This window comes from Streptomyces sp. NPDC059895 (genome assembly GCF_042731035.1).
Classification (GTDB): Bacteria; Actinomycetota; Actinomycetes; order Streptomycetales; family Streptomycetaceae; genus Streptomyces.
In genome coordinates this window covers 33,186-56,256 of the sequence record NZ_JBHWKO010000050.1, presented here as the reverse complement: position 1 = coordinate 56,256, position 23,071 = coordinate 33,186, and the positions used below count along the sequence as shown (strand labels likewise).

Annotated in this window: 22 protein-coding genes; 11 read left to right on the top strand and 11 right to left on the bottom strand. The window is 71.8% G+C overall.

The window, feature by feature from the left end; translation table 11 throughout:
• The first annotated feature begins 1,155 nt into the window (after positions 1-1,155).
• Together ACFV9M_RS35735 and ACFV9M_RS35730 are read left to right on the top strand one after the other, a co-directional pair.
• A complete protein-coding gene (locus tag ACFV9M_RS35735; RefSeq protein ID WP_362499913.1) occupies positions 1,156-1,713 on the top strand; it encodes a replication/maintenance protein RepL in 558 nt (185 codons plus the stop codon).
• Positions 1,710-2,183 carry a helix-turn-helix domain-containing protein gene (locus ACFV9M_RS35730; RefSeq protein WP_224291230.1) on the top strand — a complete coding sequence of 158 codons (474 nt, stop codon included), beginning with the start codon at positions 1,710-1,712 and terminating at the stop codon, positions 2,181-2,183. The genes ACFV9M_RS35735 and ACFV9M_RS35730 overlap by 4 nt, the downstream gene beginning before the upstream one ends.
• Before the next feature lie 275 nt (positions 2,184-2,458).
• Here ACFV9M_RS35730 and ACFV9M_RS35725 read toward each other — a convergent pair whose 3' ends face one another.
• Complete coding sequence (locus tag ACFV9M_RS35725) at positions 2,459-3,295, bottom strand: hypothetical protein (protein ID WP_385072840.1); 837 nt, start codon at positions 3,293-3,295, stop codon at positions 2,459-2,461.
• A 173-nt stretch (positions 3,296-3,468) separates the two neighbouring features.
• Here ACFV9M_RS35725 and ACFV9M_RS35720 point away from each other — a divergent pair, with 173 nt between their 5' ends.
• Both ACFV9M_RS35720 and ACFV9M_RS35715 read left to right on the top strand, forming a co-directional pair.
• Positions 3,469-3,765, top strand: a complete 297-nt coding sequence (locus ACFV9M_RS35720) for a hypothetical protein (RefSeq protein WP_385072843.1) — start codon at positions 3,469-3,471, stop codon at positions 3,763-3,765.
• Between the two features lie 111 nt (positions 3,766-3,876).
• Positions 3,877-4,380, top strand: coding sequence for a hypothetical protein (locus ACFV9M_RS35715; protein WP_385072845.1), 504 nt, complete (start codon positions 3,877-3,879; stop codon positions 4,378-4,380).
• 122 nt (positions 4,381-4,502) lie between these two features.
• Here the strand turns inward: ACFV9M_RS35715 and ACFV9M_RS35710 are convergent, their stop codons facing one another.
• From ACFV9M_RS35710 to ACFV9M_RS35665, 10 genes are all read right to left on the bottom strand, one after another.
• Positions 4,503-4,763, bottom strand: a complete 261-nt coding sequence (locus tag ACFV9M_RS35710) for a hypothetical protein (protein WP_369384208.1) — start codon at positions 4,761-4,763, stop codon at positions 4,503-4,505.
• Positions 4,760-5,065, bottom strand: coding sequence for a DUF6247 family protein (locus ACFV9M_RS35705; RefSeq protein WP_385072993.1), 306 nt, complete (start codon positions 5,063-5,065; stop codon positions 4,760-4,762). Before ACFV9M_RS35705 ends, ACFV9M_RS35710 begins: the two co-directional genes overlap by 4 nt.
• Before the next feature lie 77 nt (positions 5,066-5,142).
• Entirely contained in the window at positions 5,143-5,709 is a 567-nt protein-coding gene (locus ACFV9M_RS35700) for a hypothetical protein (RefSeq protein ID WP_385072848.1), read from the bottom strand.
• 14 nt (positions 5,710-5,723) lie between these two features.
• The gene (gene tpg / locus ACFV9M_RS35695; protein WP_385072851.1) at positions 5,724-6,281 is read right to left on the bottom strand and encodes a telomere-protecting terminal protein Tpg; all 558 of its coding nucleotides are present in this window, start codon (positions 6,279-6,281) and stop codon (positions 5,724-5,726) included.
• Positions 6,282-6,284: 3 nt separating this feature from the next.
• Entirely contained in the window at positions 6,285-8,405 is a 2,121-nt protein-coding gene (gene tap / locus ACFV9M_RS35690; RefSeq protein WP_385072853.1) for a telomere-associated protein Tap, read from the bottom strand.
• Between the two features lie 199 nt (positions 8,406-8,604).
• Positions 8,605-9,408 carry a DUF721 domain-containing protein gene (locus ACFV9M_RS35685; RefSeq protein WP_385072856.1) on the bottom strand — a complete coding sequence of 268 codons (804 nt, stop codon included), beginning with the start codon at positions 9,406-9,408 and terminating at the stop codon, positions 8,605-8,607.
• Entirely contained in the window at positions 9,405-11,612 is a 2,208-nt protein-coding gene (locus ACFV9M_RS35680; protein ID WP_385072859.1) for a hypothetical protein, read from the bottom strand. Before ACFV9M_RS35680 ends, ACFV9M_RS35685 begins: the two co-directional genes overlap by 4 nt.
• A gap of 937 nt (positions 11,613-12,549) precedes the next feature.
• On the bottom strand, positions 12,550-13,779 hold the full coding sequence (locus tag ACFV9M_RS35675; protein WP_385072862.1) for an XRE family transcriptional regulator: 1,230 nt from the start codon (positions 13,777-13,779) through the stop codon (positions 12,550-12,552).
• Positions 13,780-14,007: 228 nt separating this feature from the next.
• Positions 14,008-14,718: an AAA family ATPase gene (locus ACFV9M_RS35670; RefSeq protein WP_385072865.1), complete on the bottom strand. Its 711-nt coding sequence runs from the start codon at positions 14,716-14,718 to the stop codon at positions 14,008-14,010.
• Positions 14,715-15,473, bottom strand: a complete 759-nt coding sequence (locus tag ACFV9M_RS35665) for a GntR family transcriptional regulator (protein ID WP_385072867.1) — start codon at positions 15,471-15,473, stop codon at positions 14,715-14,717. The genes ACFV9M_RS35670 and ACFV9M_RS35665 overlap by 4 nt, the downstream gene beginning before the upstream one ends.
• 363 nt (positions 15,474-15,836) lie before the next feature.
• On the opposite strand from ACFV9M_RS35665, the gene ACFV9M_RS35660 reads away from it, so the two are divergent.
• From ACFV9M_RS35660 to ACFV9M_RS35630, 7 genes are all read left to right on the top strand, one after another.
• Positions 15,837-16,442, top strand: coding sequence for a hypothetical protein (locus ACFV9M_RS35660; protein WP_385072870.1), 606 nt, complete (start codon positions 15,837-15,839; stop codon positions 16,440-16,442).
• A 172-nt stretch (positions 16,443-16,614) separates the two neighbouring features.
• A complete protein-coding gene (locus ACFV9M_RS35655; RefSeq protein ID WP_385072873.1) occupies positions 16,615-16,779 on the top strand; it encodes a hypothetical protein in 165 nt (54 codons plus the stop codon).
• Between the two features lie 271 nt (positions 16,780-17,050).
• Positions 17,051-17,350, top strand: coding sequence for a WhiB family transcriptional regulator (locus ACFV9M_RS35650; protein ID WP_082415443.1), 300 nt, complete (start codon positions 17,051-17,053; stop codon positions 17,348-17,350).
• 339 nt (positions 17,351-17,689) lie between these two features.
• Complete coding sequence (locus tag ACFV9M_RS35645; RefSeq protein ID WP_385072876.1) at positions 17,690-19,411, top strand: DUF2637 domain-containing protein; 1,722 nt, start codon at positions 17,690-17,692, stop codon at positions 19,409-19,411.
• Between the two features lie 137 nt (positions 19,412-19,548).
• Positions 19,549-20,097: a hypothetical protein gene (locus tag ACFV9M_RS35640; RefSeq protein ID WP_385072879.1), complete on the top strand. Its 549-nt coding sequence runs from the start codon at positions 19,549-19,551 to the stop codon at positions 20,095-20,097.
• Entirely contained in the window at positions 20,094-20,297 is a 204-nt protein-coding gene (locus ACFV9M_RS35635) for a hypothetical protein (protein ID WP_385072882.1), read from the top strand. Before ACFV9M_RS35640 ends, ACFV9M_RS35635 begins: the two co-directional genes overlap by 4 nt.
• Before the next feature lie 123 nt (positions 20,298-20,420).
• Positions 20,421-23,069, top strand: a complete 2,649-nt coding sequence (locus ACFV9M_RS35630) for a hypothetical protein (protein ID WP_385072885.1) — start codon at positions 20,421-20,423, stop codon at positions 23,067-23,069.
• Positions 23,070-23,071 lie beyond the last annotated feature (2 nt).

Below are 23,071 nucleotides of genomic sequence, written 5' to 3'. Positions count from 1 at the left end.
CTTCTGCCGCGAGCCGCCGCTGAGCCGACCCGCGCGCTGGTCGAGGTGCCCCGGCAAGCCGGGGCATAGAGCGCGAATTGCGCAAGCGCAATTCGGATTCCCGCGCAAGCGCGGGAATGGAATTCCGCAAGCGGAATTCCTAACGGAATGCAATTCGCGCAAGCGCGAATTGGAGGCGACCGCGCAAGCGCGATCACCGGGGCTGGCTACGAGGGGAGGTGCATCGCGCGCGGGCCTGTGTAGGGCTTGGGGTTATTGCCCACCACCCCCGCAACGAGAGTGACGGACCGTCGGCCCGATCGGGTGCCGGCCCCACCGCAGTGACGGGCTCCGCTGCGCTCCACCCTGACCACTCCCCCACCCTCGAAACCGGCCGCTCATGTTCACGAATACCCCGCCAGCTTACACGTCAACCCATCACTGTGGGGCGGATTACGTACATGCATCACCCGAGCGAGCGAACACGCAACCAGCGTGATGCATCACGAAGCGCGGGTGTGTAGCGTTTGGGTCCTGGCCGCACCACCCCTAAGCTCGTCCAAGAACATACCGGCTGAATTCACGATTGCGCGGCCTCGAATAGCTTAGCCACAGAACGGAAGCCCGATATGGGAATGCCGGAATTCGGCGTGCGGAGGTACATGAGCCGTTCGGCCGCCAGGCCGTACGGCGGAGCCCACCACCGGCACCGGCCACGCCTCCATGCTTTTGAGCGTCACGGCCGGTACAACCCGAGACGCAGCTCCGCTGGTGCCGCCTACGGTCCGCACCTGACGCACGGAGCCGCACGCGAAGCCGCCTCAGCCCCGTCCGGGGGGCCGACGCGCAGCAGCTGGCGGGCCGCCGGCGGATGGATCCGCGGCCTCCCCCGCCTGGTCGCGAGCCTCGCCGCTGCATGGAGCGGCTGGAGGGCGCGGCGCGGGCCGTAGGGGGCGCGCCTCTAAAGATCAGATAGGCGCAAGCCTCTGACCTGCGGAAACGCGCGAGATATATGCAGCCTGAGTGAATGGATCACGCCCGAGGGAGGCGAGTTGCATGCACGTAGGTGAATAGATCGTTCCTGTCCAGAGACACGCCCGCCGCGTGCATACATCGCCTGCATAACATCGCAGATCTGCTATGTTATGCAGCCCCGACGATCATGGAGGAGAGCCTGTGGCCCAGCCCTTGAGGCGCAGCGCGGAGGCGCCGGCGACCACGCCGCGGCTGGCCCCCGCTCCGCCGCCCGCCGATGCCGTCAACGGTATGGAGACGGCGCAGCAGCTGGTGAGCAGCCTGGAGAGGCTGGCCAAGCGCGGCGGCACCTTCACGACGAAGGACCCGGTCAAGCCGTACGTGTTCTACGGCAAGGGGCACCTGAGCATGTCCCAGGTGATCGAGGACAACCTGTGGAAGTTCGATCTGAGCGCCATGTCGCGGAACGTCTTGGACTACCTCAAGACGCACCACGACAAGGAGGGCCTGGTGGAGATGACCCAGGGCGGCCTGGCGAAGAAGTACGGCTGCTCGCAGTCGAAGATCTCCCGCGCCGTGAGCCAGCTGAGCCACCACAACTTCACCTGGCGGGAACGCCGTGGGGTGTACCGGCTCAACCCGCTCTACGCTTACCGGTGGGGCAGCGAGAAGCAGCTGCGCCTGGTGAAGTCGCTCAAGAAGACCCTGGTCGACCACGAGATCACCATTCCGACGGTGAGGAACGAGGCCACGCGATGAGCTCCGCTTCCATTCCTGGTTTCCACAACCCGGAGATCTTCGAGGTCCTGCCGAACGCCTGCCTGTCCCCCACGGCCCGGGACGTCTTCGACGTGCTGACTTCGCGCCAGGAGCCGGGCGGCCTGGTCAAGATCCGCCAGCAGGAGCTAGCCGAGCGCCTCGGGCTCACCCAGTCCGTGGTCTCCCGGGCCATCAGCCAGCTGCGCGACAAGGGCATCATCAGCGAGCGGCAGCGCCGCGGCGAGGTCCTCATCCACCCGCTGCTGGCCGGCTACGAGTCGCTGAGCCACATGGTCAACCACCTCAAGGCGCCCGACACGTTCGTGTGGCCGCTGAACTTCCCGACCGGCGACATCCGCCCGCCGCGCGCCCGCGACGCCCGCATCGGGACAGACTTCGACCCGGACCCCGACGGCGGCGAGGACGCCCCGCTGCCGGACGCACCGCCCGCCCTGCGACTGGCCGGATGATCCGCGACTCCTGCCCCGCCACCACGGCGCCCACCCCACCGGGAGGGCGCCGTCGTCGTTCCCGGCCGCCCCGCTGCAGCACGGTGGCCGGCCCGCTCGCCGTCGTCGGCAGCACGCTGTCTCGCGTCGTGCTGTATGCAGCAGCCGCATAGATCTTTTGGCCTGCTGTACGAGCAGCACCCTTGTCCTGCCTGGCCCATGCAAATGCTGCGCTGCCCCCGGACCCTCGCCGTACAGCAGACCGCGAGCACGACCAGGACCACGGGCAGTACCGACTACAGCACCGTCCCGGCCAGGGCCCGGCGGTCCCCCGTCAGGGCGTAGCGGCGGGCAGCGAGGCCGTTCTCGACTGTCTCCCCGATCTCGTCGCACAGGAGCGCCAGGACGTCGGCGGCCTCGGTGTCGGACAGGTACGCGGGGGCGACTTCGAGCATCAGCTCCCCGATCGCGTGGCTGCTGGCGGCGAGGTCGTCGACGACGGCGCGCAGCGCGACGACGGCCGGGTCCGCCGGCGGTTCGGCGGGCGCCGGGGGCGGCGCGCTGCGGACGTCGCGCACGGCCTGGCGGACCACGGCGCGCACCGTGGCCGTGTCGAGGGCCTGGAGGCCGCTGTGGGCGAGCGCGGCGAGTCGGCGGGTGATGATCTCCGCGACGGCGTCCGTACGGCCGGAGACGGCAATCAGGGCCCGCTGGGACAGCCCGTAGTCGAGCGCGGCCGCGGCGCCCGGGTCGCTGTCTCGCGTGCGAGACGTCTCGGGGCCGGCGGTGACCGCGTCGTGGATCGCGGCGAGCGCGCGGGCGACATCGAGGAGCCGGTACGCCTGGGCGCGGCTGATGCCGAACTCCGCCCGGCAGTACGACTCCCAGCTGCTGTGCCCGAGCGGCACCCAGACGCGGGCGGCGTGCGCGTCGCGGACCCGGGCGGCGAGGACCGCCACGGAGCGCCGGACGTCGTCCATCGCCTCGCGCAGCCCGGCCGTCATCTCCCGGGCGCGGGCCTCGCTCAGCGGCGGCCGCGCCGGTTCGACGCCGTGCTCCTGGTCCTCGCGCTGGTCGCCCACGACTCCATCGTCCTCCGCGCCGGCGGGCACCACCAGGGCGTGCGGGAGCACGAGACGCGAGCTCCGTCTCACACCCTCACAGCCTCACAGTTCACCCCGCCCACCTGGGGAAACGGCCTATGAGTCTCCTAGCCTCACAGCGTGACACCGGCACGCGGGGCGGGTCTGTCACGCTGATCCGCGACGGCGGGCGCGGGCCTGCCGCACGACGCGAAGGGGGCCCGGTGGCGGGGATCGAGCGGGAGCCGGCGGAGGTGCGGATACCCAAGGCGGCGCTGGACGCCTTCGCCGCGGCGCTGAGCGTGCGCACGGTGGCGATGCGGACCTGGCCGAACGACGGCCTGGAGTGGATGTACCCGGTGGGCACGTGGGAGGAGGCGCACCTGGAGGTCGCGCTCCTGCCCGGCGGAGAGGAGGTCTGGCTGCGGATGTCCACCGACCGCTCCAGCGTCGCCGTGTGGACCATCGAGCAGTGGTGGGAGTTCGCCGGGGAGCTGCCCGGCGCGATGCCGCCGGCCTGAGCCGCGGGCGGCCGGCGCACGGACGGCGGAAGTCGGCGTGGCTCCGGCGGGCCAGGGTCGTTGAGCACCCGGCCGGGGTGCTGGCCGCCGGAGCGACGCGAGCGAGGACCGATGCCGAAGAAGCCCCACGACCCGACGTACGGGTTCGACGCGGAGACGAACACGGTCCGGGTCGATCAGCACGACCTGGCGCGACTGCTGCTGATGTTCCGCAAGGTGATGCGCGAGCAGCCGCCCGGCACGTGGAAGCACATGAACGACTACGACCTGTCCTTCGAGCGCCTCGCGGACGCGGTCGACGCCAGCTCGGAGCTCCGGTACGGCAAGCGCTGGACGGGGCCCGATCTGCGGATGCGCTGCACCACGACCGAGGCGGCGTACGTCTGGCCGAAGGGCGCCCCGTACGACGGGGAGGCGACGTTCACCTGGCTGGTGCCGGGCTACGGCTCGCACGCCACCAAGGACGAATCCTTCCGCGGCGTCACGCACAAGGCGCTGTGCGGGTTCAGCTGGGCGAAGGACGATCGGCCGCGCCGGGTGGAGGGGCTGCCGGAGTGCCCGGAGTGCCGGCGCGAGGTGCAGCTCGGTGCCGACCGCCCGCGCGGCGCCTGGTGACAACTGCCGGGCGGATACGCGTTGCCGCCGGGTGGCAACGGGTGGATACGGCGGTGGCTACGATGCGCAACGGCCCGGCCCCGGCAGTTGCGATGCCGGGGCCGGGCCGTTGCCAGGGGTGGCTACCCGAGCCAGACGATGTTCAGGACGGTCAGGCTGTTCAGGGGCCGGTTGACCCAGTAGGTGACGGAGAGCTGGCCGACGGCCGCGTAGCGGACGTCCTCGCCCTCGTCGTCGTCGGTGTCGAACTGCCGGAAGCCGAACGGATCGCCGGCGGCCGCGGCGAGGATGTCCCACACGGTGTCCACCGCGTGCTCGGGCAGCGCGTCGAGGACCTTGGCGGCCGGGGCGGAGACGCGGACCGCGTACGGCGCCGGGCTCACCCGCGACGGCGGCGGAGCTCCGCCAGGTCGACGGCGTCGCTGTCGTCGTAGCCGGAGGCGACGAAGGCGTCGACGGCCGGGGCGTGCGCGAGGCGGCCCTGCCAGTCCTGGACGACCTCGTAGAGCCCGGCCAGGGAGAAGCTGCGGCGGGATTCCTCGAGGGCGGCCGACCAGTCGCGCTCGAAGGCCGGCACCCAGCGGTCCGCGCGCTTGTCGGCGCGCAGCTGGGCGAGGAGTTCGGCCGGCGCCCCGGGCGCGGGGGCGTAGGCGGTGACGGGTGCGTGGTCGGGCTGCGCGCTCATCGTGTCCTCCCGGCGGGTCCTCCCCTCACCGTACGCGCGCCGGGTGGCCGTGGATGCGGTCATGGGTGGATCCCCTCCTACCGGGTCAGGGTGCGGGCGATGGCCTGGGCGTGCTGGCGCAGCGGGAGGTCCTGCTTGTCCCAGGTGGCGGCCACGTAGTTGAGGAGTTCGGCCGTGGCGCGCTCGGAGTCGCTCGGGTCGCTGGTGAGCAGCTTGTCGGCGGCGAAGGCGACGTCGACGGCCGGGGTGGACAGGTCTTCCGGGGCGAGGGCGTTGCCGCGGTCGACGTCCAGGACCAGGAGGTGGCGGACCAGGTTGCGGGACTGGATGGTGATGGTGTCCTCGCACGGCGACTCCGCGTCCGCGATGACGAAGCCGGGGTGGTTGAGGATCGCCGCGGCGACGGCCTCGGTGAGAACCGGCTCGTGCAGCAGGTCGTCGTCGGTGGGCTCCGGGTCCTTGAAGGTCAGCGTGTAGTTGATGCCGGCCTCGGTGGTGAACCGCACCTTGTCGCCGCCCGGGTCGGCGTCCGCGGCTGCGAAGTGCGGGCTGCGGCGCAGCGCTTCGGCGACGCGGACCGGGTCGTGGTCGGCGTCGAACAGCGGGCTCTTGTCGCGGTCGATGGGCGGGAAATTAGCGGTCACGTATTCGCTCCTAGTCAGTAATCCAGATCGAGGTAATCGATGTCGTTGATTTCTACGTCCGACAGTCCCATAGCGCGACCGCCGCCGTCCTGGAAATAGACCTCCTTAAACCCTTCGGCGATGATTCCGCGCATCTGCTGGTCGCTGGCCCCCGCGTCGCGGGCGTCGAAGAGCTGCTGCGCGTACGTCGCGGGGAGGTGCACGGTGAGGCGGCGGAACCGTCCGTCGTCGGTCGATCCGGCGGACGACGTGTAGCCGAACCGGGCGCGAGTCTCCACCGTGATCCCGCCCGAGGTGGCGGCCTGCTTCTGCCGGCGCTTGCGTACCAGCGGCTGCCAGCGGGCCTTCACCGCGTCGTCGATCTTCGCGGCGACGTCGGCGCGGGCGTGCTTGCGGGCGCCGCGCCGGTAGCGGTTGACGGAGTCGGCGGTGACCCCGAGCTCCTGGGCGACGGCCTTGGCGCTGCCGAACTGCTTGATCAGGAACCCGATCTGGCCCTTGAGGGTCTTGGGCGGGTCCTTGGTGAACGCCTCGCGGTCGGCCCGCTCGATCGCGTCGTCGATCTCCCCCACCGGCTACTCCCCTTCGTCCAGGACGGCGTCGCCGCCCTTGATGTGGCGGGCCGGGTTGAGGCCCTTCTCCATGAGGTCGACCGCCCACAGCATCTGCTGGACGCCCTCCAGCTTCGCCAGGCCCGGGGTGGGCCCGAGGCGGAACCCGCCCGGCTGCGGCTTGCCCGAGGCGGCGTACGGGAGGAAGTCGAGCGGGGAGGTCCCCGGGCTCGGGTAGACGACGCAGTCGGACAGCACGGCCAGCGGGTACAGGCCGGTCATGTCCGCCATGTTGCGGAGCTTGCGGTGCATGTTGACCCGGGCCTTGCTGATGACGGCGGCCCGGATGTCGGGGCGCCACGTCGGCCGGGAGAGGGCCGGCCACGTCTCGCCCTCCTTGTAGTGCTTGCCCTGGGGGCGCTCGCGGAGCTTGCCGACGCCCCCCTTCACCGTGGCCTTGATCGCGGACAGGACGGCGGCCAGGGCCGGGTCCTTCTCCTTGTGGTGCTCCATCGCCGCCAGGAACTCGGTGTCGGACAGGTCCCGGGTGACGCCCATGTCGGCGAGGGTGTCGACGTAGGCGTTCTTGAGGCGGTCGTGCCACGGGTCGAGGTACGCGCCGGTCTCGCGGCGCAGGTACGCCTCGATCGGGTGCACGTCGTAGCCGAGCTCCTGGGCGTAGGCGAGGGTGTGCGTCTGGTACCAGGCCGGGCCGGTCGGCCGGGAGCCGTCCGGGGTGAACGGGGAGGGCAGGCGCGGGTCCAGCTCGATGTGGCTCAGGTCGGCCAGCCACGAGCCGGGAATCTTCGGGTTGAACTTCGGGGCGTGGAAGTGGTCGGGCGCGCTGAGGCCGACGACCAGGCGGGCCGCGGCGGCGAGGAACGCCGTGTTCAGGTCGAGGCCGACCGCCCACGGCAGGGTGCACTCCTCATCCGAGAGCGTGTCCACGTCCCGCACCCACTGGTACGCCTCCTCGTTCAGGAAGCCGCCGGTCCAGCCGGAGTTCACGACGACGGGGTGCTCCGGGGTGGCCTCCGGCGGCGCCGGGTCCATCGGCTCGGTGCCGAGGCTGCCCGCGTTGTGGCCAGACACCCAGTTCCCGGTCGCCGGGTCCTGTACGGCCTTGGTGGGCGGGCGCAGCGCCGTCATCAGCTCCAGGCCGGAGACGGCGGTAGAGCCGCGCGGAGTGATGACCCGCTGGGCGTACACGCCGAGGACGCGGGCGATGTCGGCCGGCTCCATCTCCGCGACGCCGGGCCAGGACCGCTCATCGAGGGCGTCCCAGGACAGGATCGCCAGCTGCACGCACTGCCGGTCGCGGCCCTGTGCCTTGCGGTAGATCCGCGCCCACGGGCCGAAGCCGCGCTGGGTGAGCTGCCACTTGGCCTTCGCGACCTGCTTGACGACCGGGTGGTCCTCCGGCAGGCGCAGGGAGCGGCGCTGCTCGTGGCCCTCCAGGCGCTCGGGCAGCCCGAGCTTCACGGCGGCTGCGGCGGTGAGGACGATCAGCGGGTCGCTGTCCTTGCCGTACCGGTTGAGCTTGGCGGCGCCGAGACCGGACTCGCGCAGCGTCCACTCCACCAGCTCCGGCACGGTGGTCGCCGGGCAGTCCAGCACGACACCGCCCACCGCGTACGCCGAGCCGTCACCGTCCAAGACGGCCAGCGGGCCGTGCGGGAAGCGCGGGTCGACCGCGGGCTTCGCGGCCTTCTTCGCCGCCGGACGCCGCGACGACGTCGCCGGGCGCGCGGCCGGACGGGCAGGACGCTCGGGCGCCGGCTTCACCGCAACACCGATGTCGGGCTCCGCCTCGTCCTGCTCCACGGTGGGCACGCGGGTGAACGTCTGCGGCACCTCGGACGGCGGCGCGACGGCCGGGGCGGCGGGAGCAGCGTGGGCGGGGTACTTCGCCGCCCACCCCTTGAGGAGCCGCTGGTACGCCTCCAGGCGCGGCGACTTCGGCTCGCTCCTGCCGTTCTCGTAGTTCTTGACCGTCTGCACGGTCGACTTCAACGCGGTCGCGAGCCGGGCCTGGGTGATGCCGGCGGCCTCACGGAGGCGGGCGCGCTCCGCCGGGGGCGGGAGCTGCGGCTCCTCCTCCAGCAGCGCGTCGATATTCGCGAACAGCTCCTCTTCGGATGCCATGTCGATCTCCTTTCGTGCCCTCACCCTAGCACTGTTTACCCTAGCCTTTAACCCACTTTTTTAACCCGTTCGGATTCACTGATCGGGCGGGAAATGGACGGCTCGAAGGGTCTGCCGCAGGCCCTGGCTCACACCTGACAGCCTCATCGCGCACTGCTTCCACCTGGGGAAACGCCGTGTGAGGCTGACAGCCGGAGCGTCACGCTGTCTGCTCCAGGCGAGGCGGTGCAGCCACGGTGCGCCCGGCCTTCTCGGCTCGGGCCCGGCGCAGCGCGGCGGCCTCGGTCGCAGCGGCCTGGCGGCGGCGCTGGAGGCGGGCCTGCTCGATCGGGGCCGGCGCATTGTCGGCGGCGACGTCGGACTCGGGGAACGCCCGGCGCGACAGCTCGCGCATCGCGGCGGTCTGCCGCTCCACCGCCTCCGCGATCCCCGGATCCACCCGGGACGGCGGCGCGGCCTGGCGGTGCGCCTCGATCGCGCGGCGGTAGCCGTCCGGCGGCGGCCGACGCTCCACCGCCACGGCGGGCGCGGCCGGCTCCGGTGCGACGTCGGCGCGGTCGGGCATCGGGACAGCGCCGGGCGGCAGGATCCGCAGGGCGCTCACGACCTGACGGCCCGCTGCCTTGTTGGCGGCCGCGACGACGCGGGTCTGCTCCAGGCGGGCCTTCGTCGCCCACGCCGACGACTCCGGGCACACGGTGAGCCGACCGGAGTCCGCGTCGAAGCCGACCGCCACGACGTGCCCGGCGAGCTCCGGGGCGATGGCTGCCCACCGCTCCCGCAGGGTGGCGCCGGCGGCCGGGAGCTCCCAGGCCCGTTCGGTAACCAGCGCGCCGATCGCTGCCCCGAGGCCCATCGGCTCGCGCCCGTCACGCCGCACCGTCGCACCGGTGCGCGGCTTCCTCTTCGCCTTCTGGCCGCTGCCGTTCTTCCGGGCCTGCTCCATCGCGGCCCGCAGCGCGACCCGGGCCAGGTCGACCTCGGACACCTCGCCCCCGCTCACGCCTGCCCCCAGGTGGTGTGCCCGAGGACCAGGTGGTGCGTGCCCGAAAGGCGCTGCGCTTCGTCGACCAGGCGGTTGCTGAACAGGCGCCTTGCCGACGTCTCGCCGTACTGGTCGATGTGGTCGAAGACGACGTCGTGGTCCTTCATCGCGCGCACCCGCCAGTCGCGTACCTGGTCGGGGGTCACGTCCTCGAGGACCAGCTCCTGGTCCTCGCCGACGTCGGCGGTCTCCGACTCCGGGGCGGGAACGGCGGCGGCCGGACGGGGCGCGGGCAGCACGACCGGGGCCACCGGCGCGGCCGGGACGACGTCCTCGGTCGGCGCGGCCGCCGCGGCTTCGGTGCGGGCCTGAGCTGCGGCGGCCTTCCGGGCCCGGTGCTGCTCCCACTCGTACGCCTTCGCCCACGCCCTGGCCGTCACGTCCTGGTGCAGCTGCTGCTCGGTCGCCGCACGCCGCTCCGCCTCCGAGGCGCCGGGCATCGCGGCGTCGACGGCGGCCGCGACCGCACGGCGCTGGTCGCGGCGGTCGGCCTGCTTCTCCGCGCACCGCGGGCAGTCCTGGCCGGAGTCGAGCAGCACCCGGTCGTCGCACCGCACGTCGCCGCACTGCTGACGCTGGGGCAGGGCCAGACCGATCAGCCAACCCACCGGGTCCGCGATCGGCTTGCCCAGCCGCATCTGGGTCTCCAGGTGCCGGGCGAGCCGGTCAGCAAGGACCTGCGGGGCGTCCGCGCGGCCGGCGAAGCCGATCACCCGGGCCAGCTCGCTGCGAGCGGCGGTCTCCACCAGCTTCCGGGCGCCCCGACGCTCCAGGCGCGCCCAGACCAGGCCGACCGGAGCCAGAACAACCCGCAGGTCCTCCGGCGGCAGGGGCACCCTCCCCCGCTGCTGCCTGCCCTGACCTCCGCCGTCCACGACGCGCACCGGAGCACCGGTCACCGGCCCGCGGCCGGGCTTCTCGCTGCTGATCGACGGGGACTTCTCCTGCTGTTCCCCGCGCAGCGGGCCGCCGTCCTCGCGCACGCACGCGCGGTCCGGCAGATCACCGGACCCACCACGGCCTTCGCCGGAAAAGCCACCAGAGAGAGCAAGTGAAGAGGCGGGAGTAACCAGGTGAGGGTGGTCAGTGTGAAGGGCTGCCGCAACGTCGGGCTCTGCAACATCCGCCACATCCGTCACCGGCACGCCGCTGACCTGGGGATCCGTCTCCGTCTCCGGCGCCTCACCAGCCTCTGCCGCAACGTCGGGGTCTGAAAACTCGGACTCCGGGGCCTGCGCACGGTCCTCCTGGACGTCGTCGGCGACCGTACGGCCGTGCGCGGCGGCGACCGCCGGCACCATCAGCCGCGACCGGTTCCGCAGGCCCGAGCCCGTCTTCAGACGCACCCGCAGCACCAGCTCGCGGTCCTCCAGGCGCTCCAGCACCCGCTCGCCCGCCGACGCCGTGCACCCGAGCAGCCGGGCCACCGTCGCCGCCGCGCGGCCGCGCTTGGTGTCCACCGTCCCGCCGCACTGCCGCACCCGACCGGTCTCCCGCGCCTCCAGGACCAGGAGCAGCAGCGCGAGGCGGTCCGTCGCCGCGGCGCGACCGGTACGCGTACCGATCAGCCCGGCCGGAGTGACCCGGCCGTCGCGGTGCTTCCAGCCCGGACCCATCACGGCCTCCAGCAGGCGCCACAGGGTGGCGTACTCCTTCTTCGCGAGGTTCAGCGGGTGCCCGACGACGTCCTGCGCCGCCCACAGCGGCAGCACCTTGCACTCCAGGCCGTCGTCCTGGCCGTACTCGCCCGGCGCCGTCTCCACGGAGACCACGCCGGAGCGGCGCAGCCCCGACACCACCTCGGAGGCCGTGTACGACGCGGACATCCCGATCCACCGGCCCAGCTCGGAGGTGCGGATCTCCACCACACCGGTCTCCGACGGCGTCCGCGACGCCAGCACGAGCACCGCCAGGCGCACCGCGTCCGAGGCCCCGGCCAGGCCGGCCGTGTCCAGCAGCATCCGCACCGCGCCACCCAGACGGGCGCGCGCGTCCGGCCCGAGCGATAGCGGATGACCCGCCGCCCGCTCCGGGACCGGCCCGGCCGGAGCGGACCGCAGCCGACGCCGCGAGCTCCTGCCCGGCGGGACGCCGACGGAGTTGTCGACGACGTCCCAGAAGTCGTGGTCCAGCACGGCGGCCGACGCCGCTCCCGCGCTCACAGGGACATCCCCGAGGTCAGGCGGTCAGCCGACCGGGCGTAAACGGTGTGACAGTTGGGGGTTGTGATGTACGTCACATTCCAGCCAGGGGGGACACCACAACCTGCGGTAATCACCCCAGAGGGGGTACTGACCTGGTCGTGGTCGACCTGACAAGACCTGCGGTGCTCGTGCACTATGGCGATACCAGCCTTCATATGGATCAACGCGGACGGCCCCCTGGCGGGGGCTTGACTCGATGGCTCGTGTGATGGGCGAAGGCCAGCGGCGGATCTCCTTTCCTCGGTGGTTTTCGAACTGGTGTTTCGAAGCCCTTGGCGGGGCCTCGGAACGTGAAGCGGCACTTCGGTGTTGCTGACCGCGAAGCCCCTTGGCGGGGGCCCGCGGGTACTGCAATGGCCCTGATAAGGGGCCGGTGGAAATGAGCGGCTTGATAAGCCGCGGCTCAGAACCGGTGACAGCCGGGATCTGAGCGGACCGCTCTGGTGGCGAATCCAGGCGGTAGACGGGCCGCGCGGGGCCGAAGGGGATGGCTAGTCCACTTCTTCTTGGCGCGCGCGGCCGATGGCCGGCTAGGTCATCCCAACCCCCTGAATCCGGAGGCTGGCGTCAGCATGCCCAGGCGCGCACCCGATGGCGTGATCGCGATGGAGGAACGGCGAAGCTGCGCGTGTAGTTCCGCGTCGGCGGGTAGCCTTCATCCCGCGAGCACCTCCCATCAAGGTGTGTCGCCCAACGAGGCTTAGCCCCGTTCGAGATGCCCCAGCAGACCAGGCCCGGTCGCTGGGGTTCTCGTCGTTATGGATCACTGCTGGGCACAGCCTAACCGCACGACCGGACAGAACTGTGGGACGAATTCGGGAAGCGTCCGAGGTGCCCGGAATGCCGCGCCCGCCTGACGGGAAGCGCGAAGCAATTTGCCCGCTACACGGGAAGTTCATTGGCCACCTCGCAGTTCGCGGAGGTGGGTGACGAACTCCTGGGCCTCGGAGGCGTGTCCGTAGTGAGTCTGGAGGGCCTGCCCGAGGTCGGCGGCCACCATTGCCAGGCTGGGCAGCGACTTCCGCTCCCCCGTCAGGGCCCGCTCCCCGTAGGCGAGCGCGGTGTCCAGGTCCCCCTCGCGGGCGGCGACCACCCCGAGCGTGACGCGGGCCTCCGCGATCCGCATAGGCGACCGCTCCGTCCCGTCGAAATCCGTACCCGCCCGAATGACTTCGTTGGCCAGCTGCTCCGCGAGCCGGTTCTCGCCGCTCTTCCTGAGCGCGTCCATGCGGTAGAAGTCGTATTTCGCGGGGTCGACCACGAAATGGTTCTCGATGTTCTCGGGGTACGGCAGCAGTTCGAGGATCTGGCGCCCCTTGTCGAGCGCGACCTCGGTCTGCGACCGGTCGCCCAGCCGCGCCCACGCCTTGGCCTTCTGCGCGTACAGCTGCGCGGCGACGCTCTCGGTGGGCGCCACGGCGATGCCGGCCTCCGCGGCCGCGATGACGCCGCGGTAGTCGCCCCGGGTCAGCGCGAACCACGCGCGCATCTCGTGCGCCCAGCCCTGCACGCTGAGCTCCCCGGCCTCCTGACCGAGCATCAGCGCGGCCTGCCGGGTCGCTTCGGCGTCGCGGGGCCGACCGGAGTCGTACTCGACACAGCCCACCAGGAGCGACAGTCGCCCGGCGAGCGCGATGATCTCGCGGTGCTGCGCCAGGCTGACCCGCTGGTGCTGGAGGCCGACGACGCGGGCGAGCCAGGCTTTGCCCTCCAGGAGCAGCTGGTCGGCGGGCATGTATGCGTACTCGCAGCACAACCGGTCCGCCGTGATCCGCAGCGCGTCCAGCGTCGCGACATCCACGTCCGAGGCCCGCAGCCGCGCGATGATGTCCACGGTGTCCATACCGCTGACCTGCAAGATTTCTGCGCGTCCGTCGCGGCGGGACCGCTCGGGGAAGAATGCGCCGGTCGTCGTGCCGAAGGTCTGCGCGATGGCGGACCTGTACTTCACGGGCTGAGCGTCCCCGGCCTCCCATCGCTTCCACTGCCGGAGCAGGTCCTGCTCGCTCACGACCTGGTCGTCGGGGAGCCGGACCATCAGCGCACGCACCGCGTCGACCTGCGACCAGTCGCGCGCCGCGCGCTCTTCGACCATCCGGCGTGCCCAGTCGGGACGCTCATCCATCGCCGTTCCCCTTCCCCGTACGGTCCAGCGGCGCAGCCTGCCCGACAGGGTGATGCCCGAGCGGAAGCCGGCCCTTCTGCGGCCGAGCATCGCACGGCCCCTTGATCGCGCGGAGGTGACAAGTGGCGGTGACATTCCAGATGTCACCAGCACTCGTCACTAGGCGCGGGGCCTGCCTTTGAGCACCGTCATGTAACGGAAGCGCTCCGTGAGGTGACTGGGAGGTACTCAATGGCGGCCGCCGTCAGGACGACGCAGAGCGCGGTCCAGCTCCGCCAACGTGGCGCTCGGGTCACCGGTGTAGACGAGGTGCGGTTCGTCAGCGGTGGGCGCCTCGAAGCGGTTCGCATGTCGAAGCAGGTCTTCCTCGCTGAACGAGATGCTGTTCGGGTCGATCAGCGACTTCGCGTTGCGCTTCCGGATCCTGTCCCAACGCACCTCGTGAGGTGCAGGCAGGTAGATGAGCACGGGTTCGCCGCCTGCCTCCATGACGGTCGCCGCCCACAAGGCACGCTCTTCCCGCGTCCAGAATCCGTGGTCGACTACGACCTCGTGTCCGGCCGCCAGGAGCTGCTGTACTTCCAGGGCGATGTCCTTAAGGACGGGCGCCTCCCGGACACGGAACTCGCCGCGAGGGAAGTCGCGACCGTAGTGTCCGTACCGGCGGAACATCTCCTCGTCAGGGCAGAGTCGCCGGAAGCCGGCCTCTTCCAAGGCGCGGGCGAGGGTCGTTTTGCCAGCACCCTGCAGGCCGGTCATGAGGATTGCGCGGGGCGCAGGTCCCGGCCGGCCGGACAAGGCTGCGGAGATGCGGCTGATCTCGGATCGTCCTTCCAGAGTCAGGGTGTCGGCGCGCTCAGCTCGAAGGAGCTCACCGAGGCGTGCTTCGAGACAACTGATGAGGGTGTCGTCCAGGAGGACGGCGTCGCCGGCGTTCACCGCAGCACCTGGGACGTGGTGCGCCGCGTGCGGCCAGGAGCGCCCAGGTCTACGCCGTACTCGAGGAGTTGGCCGTCGACATCCACGAACCTGGCAGTCAGCACCAGGATCGCCGCGACGGTTTCGGCGTCCAGCTCCAGGAGCTCCAGGTCCTCCTTCGTGGCGATGCGAGCGGTCTCCTCGTCTATGCGCTGCTCAACCTGCCGCCCGGTGGCTTCGGCGATGAGGTCCAGCGACAGCCCGCCCTTGAGGCGCTCGCTGCGCGCGAGCTCGGGCAGCACCTGGGCGAACTCCGCCGGGATCCAGGACGTCGAGTGGGAGACGATCCCGTGAGCGTCCCGGTATACGCGGCTGCGGCGAATCACGTCGTCACCAGGGTCGATGCCGAGCACATGCGCGACGTCCTCGGGGGCCGGCACCATGCCAGCGGTGTGGCCGGAGGACTTCTCGCCCACGCCCCACGACGACTTCGTCGTGCTGCTGCGGTCATGACGTTCCGACCCCGAGGCGAGCGACACGGGCCGCGCCATGACTTCGGTGCCGACACCCGGGATGCCGTTGACCAGCTTCTCGTCTCGCAGCAGCTTCATGGCGCGGTCGGCCGTTGCAGTGCTGACGCCCCACTGATCCGCCAGGGCCCGGATGCTCGGCAGCAACGCGCCCGGCGCGAGCTCCCCGGAATTGATGAGATCGCGGTAGTGACCCGCGATGCGCGCGTACGGCGGCCGGTTGTCGGCCCTCGGTTGCCCTGGCATGTCGCCTCGCCTCCTTCTTTTCCGTCTTAGGTGCCTCACTATACCGCTTGACACCTGAGGGTACCTGAGGCAACCTGATGTATGTAAGACGGTGATCCTCACGGAACACCGAGTAGTCGAACTACCGCAGTAGTCGTCCGCCCTTCGGGGCGGCCGGAGTAGTCCTCCCCAGCTTGCTGGGAATCCGAGGGCGCGAGAGCACCATCGAACTCCTCCGGAGCCTGACGGCCGCGACCACTGCGTGCACGTCGCAGCGCTGTGCGCTGTCTGTCCTACGGGACGTCGGCCTCGTGCCGTGCGGCCCGGCGGGCAGAGAACGCATTCGCGACGCGCCCCCTGCCACTCCGTCCACGAGGAGTCCAGATGTCTTCGACCCTTGAGCGCACCGCCCGTCCCCGCCGGAGCCGGACCCGCTCCCGCACCGTCAGCGCTCGCCCGGCGCTGGCGCTCTCCACCCTCAAGCCCCACCAGTACGACCTGCGCCCCGCCTGCGCCTCGCTGATCTGCCCCGACTGCGAGACGTGGGTGCCGATCACCGGCCTCGGTACCAAGACGACCAAGGTCGTGCCGCACGACACGGGCCGTACTTGGAAGGACGCCGCCGTCCGCTGCCGCCTGGGCAGCAACCGCCTGGTCACGGTCAACGTCACGGTCCGGAAGTGGCAGGAGCGCCTGGAGGACGGTCACGCGGAGACCGGCCACCGCCGCAAGACCACCGTGCTGCGCAAGCCGAAGGTCGCCGTCGCCCCGGCCGTCAGCCAGATCGCCGCGCAGAAGCGAACGCCGGTGGATGACGAACACGGTGACGGCCGCCCGATGTGGCTGGTGCGGAAGAGGGGATGGGCGCAGACGCAGGCCGCGGTCCGCGACGCCGACACCCGCCGCGCGCAGCTGCCCGCCGGTGCCGCGCCGCTGGGTGCGCCGCCGGTGCCGCTCACGACGCTGCACCCCCAGCGCCGCGCGAGCTGACCCGCTCCGGACGAACGACCAAGGCCCCGGCCACCCCGCAGAGGGGAGGCCGGGGCCTTGGCTGCTCGTACAAGCAGTCAGCTCCCCAACCGGGGAGTGATCGCGACAGCCCTTGGGATTGCGGCCCGGGAGCTGTCCAGGACCTGACTCGGAGGACCTGATGCAGCACAGCATGACACGCACCACGGCGCAGCCGCGGGCCGGAGTCATCGACGACATCGAGCGCGAGGACGACTCCAAGGGCTACGAGCCCGAGGACGCCGCTCGCGTCGACGTCGCCCTGGTGCTCCTGCCCAACCTGACCCTGGCGCAGGCCGGTTGGGAGGTGGCGGCGTGATCACCAGCCTCACTGACGCCGAACGCGAGGAGCTCTCGCAGAAGAACCGAGAGCAGAACCAGCGGTCGGAAGCCAACCGCCGATGAACATCCGGCAGTCCAACCAGCAGCGCTGACCCCGGCCCTGCCCGTCGTCCCCGTGCCCTCCCGGCCGGGGCCGGCGGAGAGCGCCGGGAGCTCCCCCGCTCCGGCCGTACGGCCGCCGACACAGAACAGCCCCAGGGTGGCCGCCCCGGGGCTATCTCCTGCACTGGACCTTCTGGGAGGCCCTGATGAACCGCTCCATCGTACGCACCCCGTACTACGGCGCCGTCTCCACCGACGCGCCCGCCCCTCGGCCCCGCCCGGCCTGTGCCGACGAGGACCCCGAGCTGTTCTTCCCGATCGGCGACACCGGCCCGGCCCTGCTCCAGGTCGAGGAAGCCAAGGCTGTCTGCCGTCGCTGCCCGCTGATGGAGAGCTGCCTCCAGGGCGCGCTGGAGCGGGGCGAGACCGCTGGCGTGTGGGGCGGGCTGTCCGAGCCCGAGCGCCGCTCCCTCAAGCGCCGCGCCGCCCGCAACCGCGCTGCCTGATCCGTTCTGACGGTTGCCTGATCTGCTCGCACCGACCGCTGCACCACGGCGGCCGGGACGGGCGGTGACGGGGAGCCGGACAGCCGACAGGCAGCCGATTTCGTTCCCGCCCGGTGGGAGCGGCAGACAGTTTCGGGCCCGCCCCGCAGCACTCCCCCGCACCGGCCGCCCGCCCCCTGGGAGGCCGGCCTTTCCGCCCGCCCGGAGCGGGTAGAGCCGGTGCCAGTTTCGTGATCAACCGACCGCACCGGCCGCCGTTTCGGGAACGCACCCTTCGCGTTTCGGGAGCACCGGCCGCCGTTTCGACCCCGCCCTGAACGACCCCCTTCGGAGGCCCCCATGACGATCACCGACATGCCGCAGACTGCGGCTCCCAACGGCCCCGTTTCGCACCCGCCGGGCCGCGCTTCGGACGCACCCGAGAAGGCTTCGGACACGGCCCGAGGCGTTTCGAGGCCGGACAAGCGGAAGACGATCAAGCCCAACCGCGACCGGCTGATGACCGCCCTGTCGCTCGTCGCCGCGATCGGCGGCACGCTGGTCGGCGTCATCGGCTTCGCGATGTCCTACAGCACCCTCGCCAAGGTCGCCCTGAGCTGGGGGTTCAGCAAGGAACTGGCTCCCTGGTTCCCGGTCGGCGTCGACGCCAGCATCATCGCGTTCCTCGCACTGGACCTGTACCTGATCCGCAAGAGCACCCCGTGGCCGCTCCTGCGGATGGCCGCGCACGCAATGACCGGCGCGACGATCTGGTTCAACGCCAGCTCACAGGGCCACATCGGCACCGACCCGGTGCAGGCCGCCAGCCACGGCGTCATGCCGATCCTGTTCGTGATCGGCGTCGAGGCCGCCCGCCGCCTGATCATCCAAAAGGCCAGGCTGGAGGCGGGAACGGTCACCGACCGCATCCCGCTGCACCGCTGGATCCTCTCCCCCGTCGCCACCCCGCGGTTCTACCGCCGGATGCGGCTGCACAACGTCACCTCGTACCCGGAGATGATCCGGCGCCAGCAGGAGCTCATCGGCTACGAGCAGTGGCTCAAGCGCAAGCACGACGGCGACCTCGGCAAGGCCACCGAGGACGAACTGCTGCCGATGAAGATGGCCGCCCATGGCTACACCGTCTCCGAGGCCCTTGCGATGCCTGAGCAGCAGGAACGCGCTGCTGAGGCCCGCGCGGAGGAGGCGGAGCGCCGGCGCCTGGACGCGGAGACGCGCCAGGAGCTCGCCCGCAAGAAGGCCGAAGCCGACCGGCTGGAGGCGGAGGGCCAGCTCGAGGCCGTCCGCGCCCGGGTGGAGGGCGAGACCGGCCAGGCTCGCGCCCACGCCCGAGCCCAGATCAGCGCCGCAGAGCGGGCCGCTGAGCTGGAGGAGGCCGCGCTGGAGACGGCCGTCATCGCCGAAGCCCGCGCCCGCGAGGCTGAGGCGGAGCGCAAGGAAGCCCAGGAGCGCGAGGCCAAGGCCGCCGCGGATGTCCGCGCGGCGGAGCTGGAGCGCCAGGCGGCGGAGAAGCGGAGGCTCGCGGCGGAGGCCGACCGGGTCGCCGCGGCGGAGGCTCAGGCCATCGAGACGGCGGAGATCGCGGAGGCCCGGCAGCGTGCCGCCGAAGCCGATCGGGTCGCCGCCGAAACGGAGAAGGCCGCCGCCGAAACCCGCCGCCGTGCCGCCGAAGCCGACCGGCTTGCGGCGCAGGAGAACGAGCGCAAGGCGACCGCCGACGCGAACACACAGGCGGCCCGCAAGCGTGAAGCCGAAACCGAGTACGCCGCTGCCGAAAGGCGGCTCGCCGCTGCCGAAGTCGAGCGGCGCGCGGTCGAAACCGAGGACGTGGCGAAGCTGATGCCGCGCGAGCGGGCGGTCCGCAAGGTCGCCCGCATGGCCTTCGCGGCCGGCGCGGTGTTCGTCGGCCTGGACGCCGACGGGATGCACCGCGAGCTGTGCCGGGTCGTCTCGATCGCCGACGTCCAGCGCGCGTTCGACGTGTCGTCCACCGACACCGCCTCCAAGTACCGCCAGGAGGCCGTCGCACTCATCGCCGGCGGATACCGCCCGGAGCAGTGACCTGCACAAACGAGCCGTTCGACGGTTCCACCGGCCCCCGAGATGCCGTCAACAACTCGGGGACGCGGTGAAGGCGCCGAAACGCCACGACAAAGCCTCCCAGATCGCCCCCGCCCCGAGAAGGAGATCCCCACCTCATGGATATCAACGCACTGTTCACGGATGAGGGCCTCCGGGCCTTCACCGCCACCGTCCGCGACCAGCACGTCCGCGACGCCCAGCAGTACGGGCAGATCGCCGACATCGTGCGCCGGCGCCTGGAGCAGACGCCGATCGAGGGCGACCGCTGGATGGCCAAGAAGATCCGGGCCTGGAAGGTGTCGCGGCAGCTCAAGGCCATGCAGAAGGCGTCCGGCGAGGCCGCGAGCAAGGCGGAGGCCCTGTACGCGACCTACGTCAACGAGGTCCTGGAGCTCCCGCAGCGCCGGGCGGTCGCGGAGGCCAAGAAGCTGGAGCGCAAGAACGGCCGCCAGGCCGCCGTCGGCGCGGCCGTCGCGAGCTCCCTGAACCGGACGGTGACCGCGCTCAACACCCCCCAGGAGCAGACGCCGGGCGCGATCCCGCAGGCGAGGCCGGCGGAGTTCGTGGCCCCGGACAACCCCTGGCAGCAGTGGCCGATGGCGGCCGGTGGTGAGCGGCCGACCAGCACGATCAACGACTACTTCCCGAAGGGAGAGCAGGGTTGAGCACGCCTCGGCAGACGCAAAACCGCGCGAAGCACTGGAACGCGCGGATCGCGGAAGCCACGACCGAGAAGGAGCGGGCCGGGGTCTGGTACGACGCGTGCCGGACCCTGGCCATCAAGGCCGAACGCGAAGGTCATCCCGAGGTGTGGCGCAAGCTCACCGAGGAGCTGCACGACTTCTTCAAGAACAACGGAGGGTGACGAAGTTCTTCTTCATCACCGCCTCTTCCTCGCCGCCTGGAGCACCCCAAGGCGCGCGCGTGTCGTGCGCGCGCGAGGGTGCCCCAGGCGGTGACCGTCTGTCAACTCCGAGAGGGAGACGTCATGGCCGACGACGACGGCCCGAACAACTTGATCCACTTCCCCCGCGTGGGCTACACCGCCCCTGCCGAACCCCCCGCGGAACCTCCCGCTTCGGCCCCGGTCGACGTGCCGTTCGCCGCCCCCGCAGACGCCTCTCCGGCCACTCCCGAAGCGTTTGCACCCGCGACGCGAACCGACCCGATGGACGTCATCGCGGCCCTACCCGAGCCCGGTCTCGGCACCCCGTTCAGCACCGGCACGGACCCCGCCGCGACCCCCGCGACTGCGCCCGCGGCGGGGGGCGGGATGGTCCCGGCGACGTTCCGGTCGGAGGGTGCGCAGCCCGCCGCGCCGCGCCTGGGTTCGCTGTCGCTGGCCGCGATCCTCGCGGTGTCCCTGGCGGCCATGCGCGGCATCCACTCCGCCGTCGCGGAGGGCCGGGCCAACCGGGAGCAGCGCGAAGCGGTCGCGAAGACCGCGAGCACCGCCAAGGACGGCTCCTCCGGGGGCGGTTCGAAGAAGCAGGTACAGCCCAGCCACGAGTACGGCCGCAAGACGCTCCAGCGTGGTCCTGGCGGGCCGGGAGGCCGCTCCGGCGGCTCCGGTCCGGGCAGGTCCGGGCGAGGCGGCAGCGGCTCGTACAGCGGCTCGGGCGGCCGGGGGCGCGGCGGATCGACGACCCGCTCGCCCAGCGGCTCCGGCGGTTCCGGCGGCGGCTCGCGGGGTGGGCGCGGCGGCGGTGGCTCCGGGCCCGGCCGCTCCAACTCCGGCTCCGGCGGCGGCAAGGGTGGCTCCGGGGTCACCCCGCTCAAGCGCACCTCGCAGGGCGGCGGCGTAAACCTCAAGAAGAACCGCGGCCCCGGCTCCTCCGGGTCCGGCGGCTCGGGAGGTTCGGGCGGCGGCAGGGGCCCGGGCAGCGGTGACGGTGGCGGTGGGCGCAAGCGCTCCCCCAACGGCGGCGGGTCCGGCTCCTCCGGCGGTGGCTCCACCACGAACCGCAAGCGCGGGCCCGGCAGCACCGGCGCCGGGGCCGGCGGTTCGTCCGGTGGGCCGGGCAAGAAGCGCGGACCGGGCTCCGGGACGGGCGCCGACAAGACGACCGGCCCCGGCGCCAAGAGCCCCGGCAAGGGCACGGGGTCGGGCGGGAAGGCGACGCCCGGCACCACCAGCTCGAAGGGCCCCGGCACCGGCAAGAGCTCGGGCACCGGCAAGGGCACGACGACCGGGCCGAAGAGCGGGACGAAGAAGTCGCCGCGCGGCACGACCGGCCCGTCCGGGACCCTGCGCAAGAAGCCCGGCACCACCACCTCCGGCACCGGCCCGAAGACGAAGCCGAAGGGGAAGGGCAGCGGCGGCGCGGGCACCACGGCGCCCGGCAGCAAGCGCGGAGGGAAGGGCAAGACCCACTCCGGCAAGGGCGGGACGGGCCCGGCCTCGGTGCCCAAAGCGCCGGGCGGCAAGTCCCGCAAGGGCAAGAAGGTCACGCTCACGCCGGGCATCGCGCACGGCACGTTCGCGGCGACCGACAAGTACGACTGCCGCTGCCGCAAGTGCCGGCGCTTCCGCAAGGAGTACAACCGCAAGGTCATCGGGGCGATGAAGTCCGCCGCCCGGGGCCGGACCACCTTCGGCGAGGCGGTGCACGAGGCCGCTGAGAAGCGGCTCAACCGCCGCCGCAAGAAGATGCGGTCGCCCATCGTCACGAAGGTCAAGGTCAAGAAGCCGAAGAAGAAGACCGGCCCGAAGACCAAGACCACCAAGGCGGGGAGCACCAAGCCTGCGGGCGCCGCCTCTACCGGCCCCACCGTGAAGGTGCCGACCGGTGCGGCGACCGCACCGACCCGCCGCACGCCCTGGTCCACAGCCAAGGCGCGGGCCCGCAAGCGTGCGCGGATGCGCACCACCACCGTCCCGGTCGCAGGCCCGGCACCGACGCCCGGCCCGACCGCGCCGACGGCCCCGACGGCCCCACCGGCTCCGGCCGCTGCGGTCGCCGGAGCCACCACCGCCCCGGCCCCGCCGGGCGGCGGCACGGTGCCGGGCACCGGCACACCGCGCCTGTCGCCGTTCGAGGCGATGGGCCTGGCCACGGCGGTGTCCGCTCCGGCTGAACCGATCACAGTCGAGCGGGCCGACTCCCCCGGAGACGCGTCCGACAGCACCTCGAGCACGAAGGAGAACAGCGTGAGTGACGCGTTCAAGACGGGCGGCCTCGTAGCGGCGAACCCGGAGCGCGACTCCTGGATCCAGCGGTGGGGCAGCAGCGGCATCGCGGACATGGACGCGCAGCACGAAACCGAGGTCACCCTCGACGACACCCTCGACGTCCTGGAGGAGCTCACCAAGCAGTCCTTCAGCGCGCACGAGACGTGCCTGAAGCTGTCCAGGAAGGCGCGGGAGATCCGGCACGAGCTGGACGAACTCGCCGCCGACCTGCGCTCCACCCACAACGTCATCGGCCGCCTGACCGGCGCCGCGATGGCGAAGCTGGCGGAGTCCATGGAGCTCCTGGCCCGCAAGGCCGACGAGATGTCCGTCAAGTCGCTGGCGGCCGCGGAGGTCTCCGAGACGACGGAGAACGCGATGTTCGACGCCTACCGGCCGTTGCAGCAGGCCACCGAGGACGCCGGTCTGCTCGTGCCCGCCGCCCGCATCCACAACGAGAACTGAGA

Bases quoted from the DNA above. Each gene is read 5' to 3' on its own strand.
- tap (WP_385072853.1), bottom strand. From the start codon at position 8,405: ATGGCATCCGAAGAGGAGCTGTTCGCGAATATCGACGCGCTGCTGGAG.
- ACFV9M_RS35660 (WP_385072870.1), top strand. From the start codon at position 15,837: ATGTCTTCGACCCTTGAGCGCACCGCCCGTCCCCGCCGGAGCCGGACC.
- ACFV9M_RS35665 (WP_385072867.1), bottom strand. From the start codon at position 15,473: ATGCCAGGGCAACCGAGGGCCGACAACCGGCCGCCGTACGCGCGCATC.
- ACFV9M_RS35715 (WP_385072845.1), top strand. From the start codon at position 3,877: ATGCCGAAGAAGCCCCACGACCCGACGTACGGGTTCGACGCGGAGACG.
- ACFV9M_RS35645 (WP_385072876.1), top strand. From the start codon at position 17,690: ATGACGATCACCGACATGCCGCAGACTGCGGCTCCCAACGGCCCCGTT.
- ACFV9M_RS35675 (WP_385072862.1), bottom strand. From the start codon at position 13,779: ATGGATGAGCGTCCCGACTGGGCACGCCGGATGGTCGAAGAGCGCGCG.
- ACFV9M_RS35650 (WP_082415443.1), top strand. From the start codon at position 17,051: ATGAACCGCTCCATCGTACGCACCCCGTACTACGGCGCCGTCTCCACC.
- ACFV9M_RS35705 (WP_385072993.1), bottom strand. From the start codon at position 5,065: ATGAGCGCGCAGCCCGACCACGCACCCGTCACCGCCTACGCCCCCGCG.
- ACFV9M_RS35655 (WP_385072873.1), top strand. From the start codon at position 16,615: ATGACACGCACCACGGCGCAGCCGCGGGCCGGAGTCATCGACGACATC.
- ACFV9M_RS35640 (WP_385072879.1), top strand. From the start codon at position 19,549: ATGGATATCAACGCACTGTTCACGGATGAGGGCCTCCGGGCCTTCACC.
- ACFV9M_RS35630 (WP_385072885.1), top strand. From the start codon at position 20,421: ATGGCCGACGACGACGGCCCGAACAACTTGATCCACTTCCCCCGCGTG.
- ACFV9M_RS35730 (WP_224291230.1), top strand. From the start codon at position 1,710: ATGAGCTCCGCTTCCATTCCTGGTTTCCACAACCCGGAGATCTTCGAG.